The sequence below is a fragment of the Sporosarcina sp. G11-34 genome (assembly GCF_026931025.1).
This window is the reverse complement of sequence record NZ_JAHNZW010000015.1, coordinates 81,500-95,230: the sequence shown is the minus strand read 5'-3', so window position 1 is coordinate 95,230 and position 13,731 is coordinate 81,500. Positions and strand designations below refer to the sequence as shown.

Annotated in this window: 8 protein-coding genes and 1 tRNA gene; 4 read left to right on the top strand and 5 right to left on the bottom strand. The window is 41.6% G+C overall.

Going from position 1 to position 13,731, the window contains the following annotated elements:
- Window positions 1–352: 352 nt before the first annotated feature.
- Window positions 353–1,585: a hemolysin family protein gene (locus tag KSU66_RS17890; protein WP_269052820.1), complete on the bottom strand. Its 1,233-nt coding sequence runs from the start codon at window positions 1,583–1,585 to the stop codon at window positions 353–355.
- Between the two features lie 165 nt (window positions 1,586–1,750).
- Between KSU66_RS17890 and KSU66_RS17885 the strand changes: the two genes are divergently transcribed.
- Both KSU66_RS17885 and KSU66_RS17880 read left to right on the top strand, forming a co-directional pair.
- Window positions 1,751–3,148, top strand: coding sequence for a dipeptidase (locus KSU66_RS17885; RefSeq protein ID WP_269052819.1), 1,398 nt, complete (start codon window positions 1,751–1,753; stop codon window positions 3,146–3,148).
- Window positions 3,149–3,307: 159 nt separating this feature from the next.
- Complete coding sequence (locus KSU66_RS17880) at window positions 3,308–4,156, top strand: DegV family protein (protein ID WP_269052818.1); 849 nt, start codon at window positions 3,308–3,310, stop codon at window positions 4,154–4,156.
- Between the two features lie 50 nt (window positions 4,157–4,206).
- Here the strand turns inward: KSU66_RS17880 and KSU66_RS17875 are convergent, their stop codons facing one another.
- The 3 genes from KSU66_RS17875 to KSU66_RS17865 form a co-directional block, all read right to left on the bottom strand.
- Window positions 4,207–4,692: an amidase domain-containing protein gene (locus KSU66_RS17875; protein WP_269052817.1), complete on the bottom strand. Its 486-nt coding sequence runs from the start codon at window positions 4,690–4,692 to the stop codon at window positions 4,207–4,209.
- Window positions 4,693–4,976: 284 nt separating this feature from the next.
- Complete coding sequence (locus KSU66_RS17870) at window positions 4,977–9,302, bottom strand: S8 family peptidase (protein ID WP_269052831.1); 4,326 nt, start codon at window positions 9,300–9,302, stop codon at window positions 4,977–4,979.
- Between the two features lie 803 nt (window positions 9,303–10,105).
- Window positions 10,106–10,178: transfer RNA gene (locus KSU66_RS17865), tRNA-Ala, on the bottom strand.
- Window positions 10,179–10,250: 72 nt separating this feature from the next.
- Here KSU66_RS17865 and KSU66_RS17860 point away from each other — a divergent pair.
- Window positions 10,251–11,270 (top strand): DUF2804 domain-containing protein, encoded by a 1,020-nt coding sequence (locus tag KSU66_RS17860; protein WP_269052830.1) that lies wholly within the window; start codon window positions 10,251–10,253, stop codon window positions 11,268–11,270.
- Between the two features lie 92 nt (window positions 11,271–11,362).
- On the top strand, window positions 11,363–11,833 hold the full coding sequence (locus tag KSU66_RS17855) for a YusW family protein (protein WP_269052816.1): 471 nt from the start codon (window positions 11,363–11,365) through the stop codon (window positions 11,831–11,833).
- Window positions 11,834–12,063: 230 nt separating this feature from the next.
- On the opposite strand, the gene KSU66_RS17850 is transcribed toward KSU66_RS17855, so the two are convergent.
- The gene (locus tag KSU66_RS17850) at window positions 12,064–13,524 is read right to left on the bottom strand and encodes an IS1182 family transposase (protein ID WP_269052815.1); all 1,461 of its coding nucleotides are present in this window, start codon (window positions 13,522–13,524) and stop codon (window positions 12,064–12,066) included.
- Window positions 13,525–13,731: the final 207 nt, after the last annotated feature.

Sequence of the window (13,731 nt, the reverse complement as noted above, 5' to 3'; positions counted from 1 at the left end):
GCATAAGACGGGCCAGTGGAGTGGCGGTCTGTGCCACATAACTGGAACGACTTATGACCCGAGAATCTGGCGCCTGGAGACTAGACAATAAGAAAAGTTGCGGTGCTTGGTTAGCCCCGACAAGCGCTGGAAAGCCAGTAATGAAGTCGCCCTTTGACTTCGTCTACTGGATTGAAGCGACTCGAGGGGCTCGGCACCGAAAACTGGACAATAGGAAAAGTTGTGGTGCCTGGTTAGCCCCGACAAGCGCTGGAAAGCCAGTAATGAAGTCGTTCTTTGACTTCATCTACTGGATTGAAGGGACTCGAGGGGCTAGGCACCAAAAACTAGAAAATAAAAAAGCGGAGGATACTTACTCCCCCCGCTCCACACTAATCGTCAGACGACGAATTCGATTGCGCTCCATCTCTTCAATTTCAACATGTAAGTTTTCAAACGAAAAACGTTCGCCCGCTTCAGGTAAATGACCAAGTTGTTGCAAGACAAACCCACCAATTGTGTCATGGTCCGTTGGCAGTTCGATGCCTAGTAATTCATTAGCATCTACAATTTCAAGGCGACCGTGACATGATAACGAGTCATCCGACTTCTCATAGATAAGTTCTTCTTCTTCCAAATCAGTCTCATCCTCGATATCTTGTCCAATCATCTCTTCAATAATATCTTCCTGCGTTACAATTCCGAGCGTTCCACCGTACTCATCTAACACGACTGCCATATGCTTTTTCTTAGAAAGCATCATCTTAAATACACGTTCAACATTTGTTGACTGGACCACGTAAAGCATATCCCGGTCAATAAAATCCCCAAGTGTCTTCTCAGGATTCATCGACCATCCTATAAACATTTTCGAATAAAACATCCCGACAATTGTATCCATGCTTCCCTCATAGACAGGATAGCGCGTGTAGAAGTATTCCAGCATCGTATCTCGTACTTCCTCATACGTAGCAGTAATCGGCATACCAATCACATCTGTACGATGCGTTTCAAGTACATCCGACACATCTTTATCTCGAAAATCAAGCACACCTTTTAGCCGAAGCGTTTCGTCTTGCTCAAACGTTCCTTCTATAGATGCAATGTCTACCATTGATTTCAAATCTTCTTTCGTCAATGTTGCCTCTTTTACAGTTCCCTTTGAAATAATCCGAATGAAGATATTTGTGAATGCAGCAAGCACGACCGTAATAGGTGTAAGTGCACTGACAAGAAACCTAATCGGTGGCGCAACAATGTAAGCCACACGGTCTGCAAACGTTGCAGCAATCGTCTTCGGCAACACTTCACCGAATACTATGATAATTAAGGTTAGGACACCAGTCGCTAGTCCGACTTTCCAACCTCTTTCAATACCTATAATTGTCACTAATGTTGGCAAAATAATATTTGATATATTATTCCCTATTAAAATGGCAGTAATCATACGGTCTGGCTTTGACAGTAATTTGAAAAGTTTTTGCGATGCCAAATCTCCTTGATCCGCACGAAGCTTGACCTTCATCCTATTTACGGCAGTTAGTGCAGTTTCGCTCCCTGAAAGGAAAAACGAGATTAATAAGAAAAATATGAGTGCGATAAACAACGAGCATTCCTCCTGGAATAATTTTGCTTGTTCTTATGTAGTATAAGCAAATCAATTCTCTATAGCATAACATATTACCTTTCAATCGTATGCCTATTTTACTCAACTTTCTCCTTGTCTGTTATACTAATTTAATAATTAATCAAATTGAAATGGGGAATTTAGTTGACACACTTAACAAAACTCGATCAATATTTCAAGGACAATCGCGAAACACATCTTGAAGAATTAAATGAATTTTTACGCATTCCAAGCATTAGCGCATTATCTGAACACAAGGAGGATATGAAAAAAGCAGCTGAGTGGTTAGTGAATTCATTGAAAGAAGCAGGACTTGAAAACGTTTCTATCGATGAAACCGACGGACATCCAGCGGTTTATGCTGACTGGTTACATGCAGAAGGCAAACCGACAATTCTGGTCTATGGTCACTACGACGTACAACCAGTCGACCCACTTGAATTATGGGATAGCGCACCTTTCGAGCCTGAAGTCCGTGAAAAAAAATTATATGCACGTGGTGCAAGTGACGATAAAGGACAAGTCTTTATGCATATTAAAGCCGTCGAAGCACTTATCAAAAATTCAGGGACTCTGCCTGTTAACGTGAAATTCCTTATCGAAGGTGAAGAAGAAGTTGGCAGTCCAAATCTCGAGAAATATATTGTGGAAAATAAAGCAAAACTTGCAGCCGATATTATCGTCATATCAGATACAGGTATGCAGGGTCCGGGTCAACCGGCTGTCTGTTATGGACTTCGTGGGCTTTGCGGCGTACAAGTCGATGTTCAAGGCGCTAAAGGTGATCTTCATTCGGGCTTGTACGGCGGCGGCGTGCAAAATCCACTACATGCAATCGTTGAATTGCTCGCGACATTCCGCGATAAAGAAGGTACCATTGCCATCGAAGGATTCTACGACAATGTTCGTCCTTTAAGCGACGAGGAGCGAACCGCTTATGAAGCCCTTGAATTTGATGAAGAGGCGCTTAAAAATGAAATTGAAGTTCCGGAACTGTTCGGCGAGAAGGGATTCTCTTATCTTGAACGTACATGGACCCGTCCAACGCTTGAGTTGAACGGTATCTTCGGTGGATTTTCAGGCGAAGGTATTAAAACAGTCTTACCAGCCGAAGCGGGCGCTAAAATTACTTGCCGCCTCGTTCCCGATCAAGATCCGGAAGAAATCGTTGCAAAATTAAAAGCGCATGTCGAAAAGCATAAGCCAACTGGCGTTACTGTAACGGTAACTGAATTCGACAAAGGAAAGCCTTTCATTACCCCATTTGATCACCCTGCTATACAGGCTGCTGGTCGTTCGTATGAAAAGGTCTATAACGTCCCGACCGCTTATACACGTGGAGGTGGGTCGATTCCAATCGTTGCGGCTTTTGATGAAATATTGGAGCTTCCAGTCGTCTTAATGGGCTTCGGACTTTCTTCGGAAAATTTCCACGCGCCGAACGAACACTTCCATTTAGAAAACTTTGACCAAGGATTACGCGTCATCGGCGATTATTATTATGAAATTGAAAAGTTCTCAAAAGATGAATTGAAAAAATAACTTGTGACCGAATCCTTAACTGGATTCGGTTTTTTCACCCTAAAAAAGTTTTCACGAATCTAAATTTCTGAATAGTAAATGAAGCATCACACATGTTTAATACTTTCCATGGTATAATGTTATGAGAAGAAAAAACGAATAAAGAGGATGAGATTACTAGTGACTAAAAAACCATTAGCATGGATTGTAGACAGTACAGCCTATGTTTCTCCAGAACTTCAAAAACACCCAGACTTCTTTTCTGTTCCACTTAATATACACTTTGGAGAAAAACAATATATCGATGGTGTTGACCTAACACCTGAGCAACTATACGAGAAGATTAAGACTGCAGATGAATTTCCAAAGACCTCACAACCGTCAGCAGGCGAATTTGCAGAACGCTTTAAAGTAATTGCAGAAGACTACGATGAGGCAATTGCTGTGCACGTCTCTGCAAAAATGAGTGGGACACTCGCCTCCTCTACAGGCGGGGCCGAAATCTCTGGGTTTCCCGTCACATTCATCGATTCACTTTCTCTGTCGTATGGCCTGACTGGTTTAATTGAACGTGGAATGGAAATGTATGAGAACGGTGCTACAGTGCCGGAAATAAAAAAGGAACTCGACAAGATGCCTGGTAAATGCATTAATTACATTCTCATTGGTAAACTTGACCAACTATACAAAGGTGGACGGATGAGCGCGGCTCAATTCTACCTCGGCAGCTTATTGAATGTAAAACCGATCGTTCAAATTTCTAAAGAAGGCGAACTTCAAGCAATCGAGAAAGTACGCTCCGAAAAAAGAGCATTACAATACCTAATTAATAAAGTTTCCGAAGCTCACCTTTCCGGCATTAAAAAAATACACCTTATGCAAGGAAATATTCCGGACCAAGCCGAGAATCTGAAAAAAATGATTATCGAACAGGTACCGGCTATGGAAGTTGAAATTGGGGATATCAGCTCTGTCCTCGCTGTACATGCGGGCGAAGGCACGCTGGCAGTTCTGTGGTTCGAAGAGTAAAAGGTGCACAATTTTAAAAGCAGTCCGTCTTATAGACAGACTGCTTTTTTTCATGCAAAATAATCGTTAATTTTAAAGAATATATACCGCGCTTCAGGTGTGCTTGCATAGGAATCTTTATATGCCCAATGTCGATGTCGCGTGTTAAACGTATGCGCATTAACCAGCGGGATAGCCCCATCTTTCGCTGTTACAATTGTTGAATGATCATAACGTCCATCGTTTTGAAAATCATACACGATGACATCTCCAATATCTAACTGTTCCGCAGAGCTAACTTGGGTTGCAGTCATTCCTTTGTTGGAACCGGCTAGATACCACCTAAGTGAATGCGCCGTTGACCAACTAAAACTCCATTTGTCGCTACCTAGCCACCACCCTTTTTCACGATCCGGACTGCCCCAAAATGGCGCTCCCCCTGCCCGAAGACATTGAGAAACAAAATTTGTGCAGTCATCATCAAACTTTGGATACGCAGGGTTGTAACTATTCCACCACGTCTCCGCATACCGAACAGCCGCTTCTCGGTTATACACCGGAACCCGCCCCCTTAGTCCATCGTATGAATGGTTATAGAGCCAGATACATTTTTCTTTCAAAAGGTGTTTTCCAAGGCTTTTTGGATTTGCTTGCACTCGGTGTGAATTTGCTTGCACTCTGCCAGCCTTTGATTGCACTCAACACGCGTTTGATTGCACCCCGCCGCCCTTTGATTGCACTCATCAAGCGTTTGCTTGCAAGTCATGACCTAAGCCCCCCCACAAAAAAACGCATCAAAAAAGTGTAGAAGATAAATCTTCTACACTTTTCTTCTTTCGCGTTATTTAATGTTAATGTAAAGCTTTCCGTCCGCAATTTTACGCGTTTCGTTTTTGAAGCCGTCGACTGCTTTCACTTCGATACGAGCTCCGTCTGCAACGCTAGATGTTGCCGTCCAATAGCCAACATAATGGCCTTCGGAAGTTTCCATCATCGGTAACTCAGTTGCATTCTGCACTTTATTACTTACATCTGTTAGCGGCATGTGAATGAAGAAAGTAGCCTTCAGTCCAGGCTCGCTATCGAATTCTAATTTAACACTCTTACCTGCCGAAAGATGAACGTCTTCAGTAGGAGTTAAGTTTTCGACTACAGGTGCGTTGTATTTCGCTGTGACTGTTACTTTTTTCGTTATTTTATTGCCAGCAGTATCTTGAGCGACAACTTTAATTTCATTAACGCCAGTATCGAGCAAAATACGTTTCGAATACTTGCCGTCTTTGATTGTCGCTTTCTGGCCATTTACTTTCACCCAATCAAGATTGTCATCAGAGACGGTTCCTTCTACAGTAGCCGTTTCACGGTTTGTCTTGTCTCCGTCTTTTGGATTGTCAATCGTAAGTTCAGGTTTCACATTATCAAATGTGACTGTAACCGGCGCGGATTCGCCCGTCACTTTGCCATCAAGTGAGGATATCGCAATAAATTCATTTGCGCCTCCAGCGAGTTCGGTTTCGATAGCAAATTTACCATCGTCCCCAACTACTGCCGAGCCTGCATCTTCACCGTTATTGTTCAACTGAATCGTTGTCGTAGGTGATGCAGTTCCTTCAACAGTTAAGTTCGAATCACCCGTTGTAAAATCAGCTTTAGGTGAAGTAATGACAGGTGCGTGTACTTCATAACTTACACGTGCACGAATCATATAGTTACCTTCAGCGGCCGGCGATGCGGACCATGATCCGCCAACAGTTTGATAGCTCCTCTTCGCATTAGGTCCATCTTCATCCGTTCCAAGTGCAGGTGATAACGGATTGTCTTGGGTCTGAATATAAACCATGTAGAAATCTCCATCTACTCTGATGTTATACTCTTCCAAATCAACAACAGTCCACTCTCCAGTACGTAGCGCTGTTGCGTCGATTGGTCCCGCAATTTTCTTACCAGGCGTTCCAGCAGAGCCAGATGCATCCCAAACCTCTACTCCAAATGCTGTTCCACCCGGCACAGGGAATTCATGATTCCAGAAACGGAATACACCGTCTGTTACAATACCAGACTCTTTGCCTTCAGGAAGTGACATTTTCACTGCCCACCCGTTTCCGGCTTCATAGAATGCACGAGCATTTTCTGCCGTTCCATCGTCATAACCAATTTCTCCACCTGGGTACGTATAGTATGGTTCAAGCACAAAGTTCTGCTCGGTTACACCATCACCTATCGTAATATCGGCTTGTTGGCCATGATATCCTCTAGCGATTACTTTCAGTGTATAATCTCCCTCGTATGCAGTAATGGCATAATTTCCATCACTATCTGTGTCTACTGGGGAAATATTTGCATCTTCGACAAGGAGTAGCGTAGCGCCTTCAACCGCTTCACCTGTTGCCTCGTCAGTAATTGTTCCACTCACAGTAGACTGCGCGACTTCATTCATCGTGAAGTTTGCATCCGTCGCTTCATCCACTACAATCTCTACCGATTGCTCTGCAGAATGATAGCCGTACGCTTCTGCTTTAACTGTAAATGTTCCAGGCCCATGTTTAAGTTCATACTTGCCATCCGCAGGGTTCGAATAAACCGAACGTGCCGATTCAAGTACACTCACTTGAGCACCTAATGGCAGAAGTGTTGGATTAACGACTTCCTCTTTAATTGGCGCTTCTTTTTTAGGTAATGCAGGTTTGATTGTTTTCGGGTCAGTCGGTGTTTCTAAAGCATCTTTCCCTTTTTCTTTAATTACACCAAGATCTTTGCCTTTTTTATTCTTAACGGCGCCTAGATCTTTCTTTCCAGCTACCTTACTGTTTGCTTTTTTATCTTGTAAAGATACTTTTCCTGTTTGTGATGCGTCAACTAAGGCCACATCATCGATATACCAACCATCTCTCACAACACTACCATCCGAGAATGCGTTGAATCCGATGTAGACACGTTGCCCACTGTATTCTGATAGGTCTACTTCAGCTTCGAGCCATCCATTCGATGCACCTTGAATCATAGCTAGTTGCGTCCATTCCACTTGGTCAGTGGAAATAAACACATGTCCATAATCCCAAGCTCGTCCAGATGAAGATTGTTCGAAGTTATACCATTGGTTAAACTGCAAGTAAGAATTTCCTTCCGGCAGATCAACAGGCGGCATAACAAGTGTAGCGTTCATACGACTCTCATATGGTCCAGAAAGGTTTGTCGCGTACACTTTTTCACCAGATGCTGCACTTCCTGGTCCTGATGTAGGTACCCCCCAATCCCATGTGTTCGCTTCCCCAAAGGATGTCCATCCAGTCGGTGTTCCTTCAAAGTCCTCCGAATAACCAACCGTAATGCCTTGCTTTACTTCTACTGTATATTCTTCACTGCTTACTTCGTTATTTCCAAAATCATTAATTGTCCATTTGTACTTAAATACATCCCCTGTGATTACGTCACCGGGAATAGATACGCTGTACTCACCAGCTTTATAATCTCCTGATTTGCGTGCAGCATCAATTGTCTGCCACTCGCCGCCAGTATCTTGGTAATTTAATTCAACAGATGCAATGCTAATATTGTCAGCAACTTGAATTGTTAAATCCAAACCCATTCCTTCATAAGCTTCTGTTGGTCCAGCATGTTCAAAAGTAGGAGCCTCATTATCTTCTCCTTGTTTTGTTACTTGACCTTTTAGTGATCCTAGTCCGTTCATGATTGATGAAACAGCTTCATAAGCATCTACGAGTCCATGCCCATACCCATGATTCGGTGACTCTGGGTATACTGAATCTGTCAACGGCGTTGCTGTTGAAAGCAAGATTTCTTCCATTTCATCTACCGTCAAGTTTGCGTTCACTTGGCGAAGAAGTGCGGCAACTCCGGAAACTGCTGGTCCCGACATTGATGTGCCGTTCCAACCGCCTTCATATCCACCACCTGGAACAGATGAACGAATATTCACACCCGGTCCAGAAATATCTGGTTTAATTTTATCGTACGGCGAAGGTCCTCTTAGGGAAAAACCCGCCACTTTGTCATTAATGTCCGTTGCGCCCGTTGCAAAAGCTTCAGGATAGTTTGCAGGTGCTGCGACCGATCCTGGTCCACCAGGATTAAATGCCGTCGTATTCCCTGCAGAGAATTCGGGGAATATTTCTGCGGCGCGCCAGTTGATAACGACGTCTCTATACCATTCGTCAAGACCTGGTCCTCCGCCCCATGAGTTGTTGACAACATCTGGCGCCATGTCAACTCGTGCATTTCCGTTTGAATCTGTTGGTGCAATAATCCACTGTGCAGCATTTAATAGATCCACATCAGACCCACCAGATGCAGTAAAAGCTTTTACTGCAATATATTTTGCCCCAGGTGCAACTCCAACCTGGTTATTTCCGTTTGGTTCACTACCTACCATTGTGCCTGTTACATGAGTACCATGTCCTTGATCATCATAAGGAGTGGCTCGTCCTACAGTAGCGTCGAACCAGTTGAAGTCATGATTGACATCTCCAGTTGATGCATTATAGCCACGATACTTTTCTTTCAGCGCTGGGTGATCCCATTGTACGCCTGTATCAATACTAGCGACTACCGTTCCTGTACCGTCAATTCCCATGTCCCATGTTTGCGGGGCATTTACACGATCCACGTTCCATTCTACATTCGCAACCTCTGATTCTGGTGTTACAGCATCTTTTGTTTTCGTTACGAATAATTCTCGTGTTTCGTTTGGTAAAACTTTTTCAACTTCGCTAAACGATGCAATTTTCTCCGCGACTTCCTTCGTCGCTGTCACCGCTATACCATTTACGATGTGATACGAAATAATTTCCTTTGCATTTCCTTTTTCAGCTTCTAGCTCAAGGTACTCCATGACATTTTGCTGTGTTTCAAGTGATGTCGCCTTAAGCTCAGAAACCACTGCCGATCGTTGGAGTAGTTTCGCGTGTTGCGCAGAAACTTTTTCTTTACCGGCAGTTTTTATAGCTTCGTCTGCCACACCTCGGGTATCTGCTTTCTCTTTGAATTTAACGAGGAACGTCACTTCATCTTCTTTTTTGAAGTTTGCTACTAAACTAGTACTTAGTTTCTCTTTCGGAGCTGCTTGGGATTCTTTTACCGATCTGTGCAACTTACTCGTTGATTCTGCACTGGTAACTGCTGGAGCCATGAGTGATGCTACCATCAGCATGGATGCGATAATACTGAATGTTCTTCTACGTCCTTTACTAGCAATCAAAACTTTCCCTCCCCTTTTTTGAACGATGCCTCCAAAGAATATTGTCTTCTTAATTGTTGTAAATCTTCACAAAAAAAGACAACATAAAAGCCTTTCCCCTCCTTCCTAAATGAACTTTAGGTACCGAGTTGTCTGTGGCCTCTTGTTGTTAGCCTCACTATAAAGGACTGCAAATGAGAACATAGTCGAACTATGTCGAATAATTTGATGGTTATTAGAATTGATTGATAAGTCTTATGTTATATATAAATAGTAATAGACATAAAGACTTTAAAAGTATTAGAACCCAATAACACTTCTTCCACAATCGCTTCAAGAATGCTCTCCTTCTTATCTTTACTACTTTAGTGCTAGTTTCTTACTTTAAATATTTTATTTTTATAAATGGTTATATTATCCTCTTTGTAAAATGACTAAAATGATATAGCTCTCAATTTAACTTACAAGGACTTTGGTCCATCCTTATATTGACTTATTATTTGTTACAACTCATATCTTTTGTCCTGCGTTAAGTTATTTCTTTATATTGGTAAATTGTCAAAGGTAGCAAGTCTACTATATCAATAGGGTTAAATAACCCCTGAACTACTTCATAGTTTTCCATAAACATTTTGATTAGCGCTAAGACGTCACTCACACATTCTACAAATATGGTGTTTTCTATCATCTTCACTATTTTTAGGCCATAATTCTACGGAGACAAAAAAAGCACCTAAACCTTATAACAACAAGGTTTAGGTGCTTTTATATTCGGATGGAGACTAGCGGTCTCGAACCGCTGACCTCTTGCATGCCATGCAAGCACTCTCCCAACTGAGCTAAGCCCCCGAAAATTTGGTACAATAAGAATTATAGCAGAGTTGTTTGATTTAAACAATAGGCAGGAGTTGAGTTGTGGCGATGCAACATTTTGAAAGAGAGATTACTGAACCGGTACTACTTTGTGATAATAAAGGGTTACTTAATCCGGATGCAATCGGTTTTTCTCGGCATCCCTTAATTCAATGCAATTTAAATAAAAATTTCATGCGAAAGAAAAAGTGGAATTATTGGTGCGTATACGGTGAAGATCTTTTATTCTCCGCCACGATTACTCATCTTGATTATGCCGTGGTTTGTTTGGTCTATATACTGGATTATGAAACGCAAAGATTTTATGAAAAGAAAATTACCGTTCCACTTCCACGCGCTGTGATAATGCCCGAAAATGTACTTGAAAGCCTACAATTCAATGATAACAATATAGCAGTTCAAATGAATCACCTTAATGGTGAGACGCATCTTTCAGTTTCCATTTCAGATTTCGATGGTGAAGTTCTTCATGCTGATCTTCATATTTATCACCCCCCGGAGGATGAATCTCTGAATGTCGTCATACCAAGAAGCCGAAACATTTTCCAATTCACCTCGAAACACCATACGCTTCCTACAATGGGCTTCGTGAAAATCGGCGACAAACAATATGACTTTAATTCGGATTATAGTTTTTCGGTTCTCGATTATGGGCGCGGTATTTGGCCACGCGAGGCAAATTGGAATTGGGCGATGGCGTCTCAACGTATTCGCGGTCGTCGAATTGGATTGAATTTTGGTGGCCAGTGGACTGATGGAACTGGAATGACCGAAAATGCGGTTTTCATTAACGGACAGATGACAAAAATACATGAAGACGTACTGTTTACATACGATAAAGATAATATTATGGCACCGTGGACGATCAAAACTAAGTTTTCAAATGACGTGAATTTAACTTTCAAACCCTTTTTCCAACGCACTGCGAAGGCCGATATGAAACTAGTCCGTTCGGAAGTGCTTCAGCTCTTTGGCTATTTTAACGGCACGATACAATTACCCGATGATACCGTGCTTCAAATTCGACAAATGCTCGGATCTTCTGATGAGCATTATGCAAAGTGGTAATGTTTTTATTAATTTCCACACTTATTTTGTTTAATTTCCTTGGATAACGGAAAACACTAGCAGGGAAACTAAATGAAAGGAAGTGCAGCTCATTGATAAAACTTAAGTTGTTTGGGACTATTCTTTTCGCTAGCGTTTTACTTATCGGCGGATGCGGAAATAGTAATAAAAAAGTAGTGGATGGTAATAAAGACGAACCGCTCATCACTTCTGAACCAGAAGATGAAGGTGGATCCATGGAAACCGGCGACGGATACGGATTCTCGGAATTCGACCTTGAAATTGACATCGACGGAGCCGATGCGATTGACCTCGATTATAAGGTGGTAAAGAAAGTGGAAGCTGAATACGAAAATAAACTCCAGGATTACCATTTAAAAGACGAGCCTGCAATGGCCAAAATTCATGATTTATTTATGGATATCAAAATTACAAAAGATACACCAGAGGACGAAGTGAAACAAAAAATACTGCAATTTCTTCACATCGATAATTATTCAAAATTCGATCTCGAAGTAGTATTTGATAATGGACAACTGCTTGAGATTATCGACGGAGAATAACTCCAATTAAAACTCTGTAATTATTGAGTTTTCAGGAAAAATAGCTGTCGTAGCTTCACATGATTAGCTCATACCCTTAACCTATTTCTTTCTAACGCTACAAAGAGGCTACGTGGATTTAATGAGGCCACTGAAAAACTTACGTTTTTTAAATTTATAAGCGTGTGTTAAATGAAAAAGAGCCAATTCGTTCGATTTTGAACGAATTGGCTTTTTTTCATTGCTATTTCTTACTCTGTATCCTTCATTAACGTTATAATTCGTTTGAGGTTGACCGCAAATGTGGTCATAGCTCCTTGCATTTGCATGCCAAATAGACCCGCAGATATAGCTACATCATACCCGCGCCTATGTCTTAACTCACTATTCTTCGCTTCAATTTTATAGCGTGATTTTGCCTTACTTTTAAATTCCTCACTATTTTGAAATGCCTCTTGATCTTTGTGTTCTGTGGATTTAATCTTTACCGCGTATGTTTTACTTTTTGCCCCCTCTTTATAACAACCCTCTCGTAGCGGACAGGCTTTACATTTATTGATACCAAAATAATAGGTTTGACTTTGATTTTCCCCTACATTTTTCTTTCCAGTACGCGCTTTTCGAATTGCTATATGACCAGCTTTACAAACGTACATTCCTGCATCTTTATTAATCTCAAATTCCTCTTCCTTTGTGCGATGGCCATGCGTAATACCAGGATTTAATTTGGAGATTAGTTCGAGTTTATTGTCCTTTGAATAACGAATGTTATCTTTTTCGGAGTATGCGGCATCGCCAAGTACTGTTTCAATTTTCATACCTGTTCCTTGACTTTTTTCAATTAAATCTTGTAGATATTTTCCATCACTTTGTTCACCTGTTGTCACGATAGCCGCTGTAATGAGCCGTTCATCATTGATTGCGATATGCGTTTTATAACCAAAGAAAGAAGAGTCCTCTGTTTTATGACCAATCCGTGCATCTGGATCCGCTGAATAATTGAGCTGTTCCTCATGTTCTTCTACAACTTCCTTTAATACGTTTAACTTTTCTTTGACCGTTGGAATATTAACAAGGTGAGCTTCTTTTTCAATCGTTGAAATCATTTTTTCGCAATAATCTAATCCATCTGTAACTTCGTTAGAAGTTGTTTTAGCCGGGAACTTTTCTTTCATAGATTCATCGATTTGGTACACAGCTTTTCGTACATTTTTCGACTTCTCCATTAAAAATTCTTTTGGTGATTTTTGATTATAACGAGCTTTCGTATGCGTAGCATCTACGATAATCGTTTTACTTTTGAAGAGTTCTTTTTCCAGTGCGATTTCAACAGTCTTTTGAATCAGCAAATCTAATAAGCCCACATCCTGAAGGCGGATTCTACGGAATTTCGTTAAGGAGCTGGGATTAATGACTGATGACTCTGGTGCCATATCAAGAAAGTACTTAAAAGACATATCGTACTTAGAACGTTCGACAACATCAACATCTGATAGATCAAAGATCGATTTGAGCAATAAATATTTAAACATGCGAATCGGCGGCACTGCATTGCGACCATTATCGTGACAATATTTATTTTTCAATTCCTCTAAAACAAAAGAGAAATCCACAAGATCATTGATTTGACGAAGCATATTATCTTTTGGCACAACGATATCGTAGATTGCCATGTATGGGCTAAGGTTGAAGGTTTCTTGATTAGAAATCATTGGATCACCGCCTGGAATTAGTCTATTTATTAGACAATAAAACAGCGATTCATTTTGGTTTTCAGCACACCCCGATGATTGAAGCGTAAGGTGGCGACTCCTACGGGATGAAGCGGGACAGGTGAGACCCCGCAGGAGCGCGGTTTTCGCGACGAGGAGGCTCACCGCCCGCCCCGTGGAAAGCGTCCACCTGAAGCGAAAATCAAC

Excerpts from the sequence above, each read along its gene's own strand:
- KSU66_RS17870 (WP_269052831.1), bottom strand. The coding sequence starts at position 9,302 with ATGCTGATGGTAGCATCACTCATGGCTCCAGCAGTTACCAGTGCAGAA.
- KSU66_RS17860 (WP_269052830.1), top strand. The coding sequence starts at position 10,251 with ATGCAACATTTTGAAAGAGAGATTACTGAACCGGTACTACTTTGTGAT.
- KSU66_RS17850 (WP_269052815.1), bottom strand. The coding sequence starts at position 13,524 with ATGATTTCTAATCAAGAAACCTTCAACCTTAGCCCATACATGGCAATC.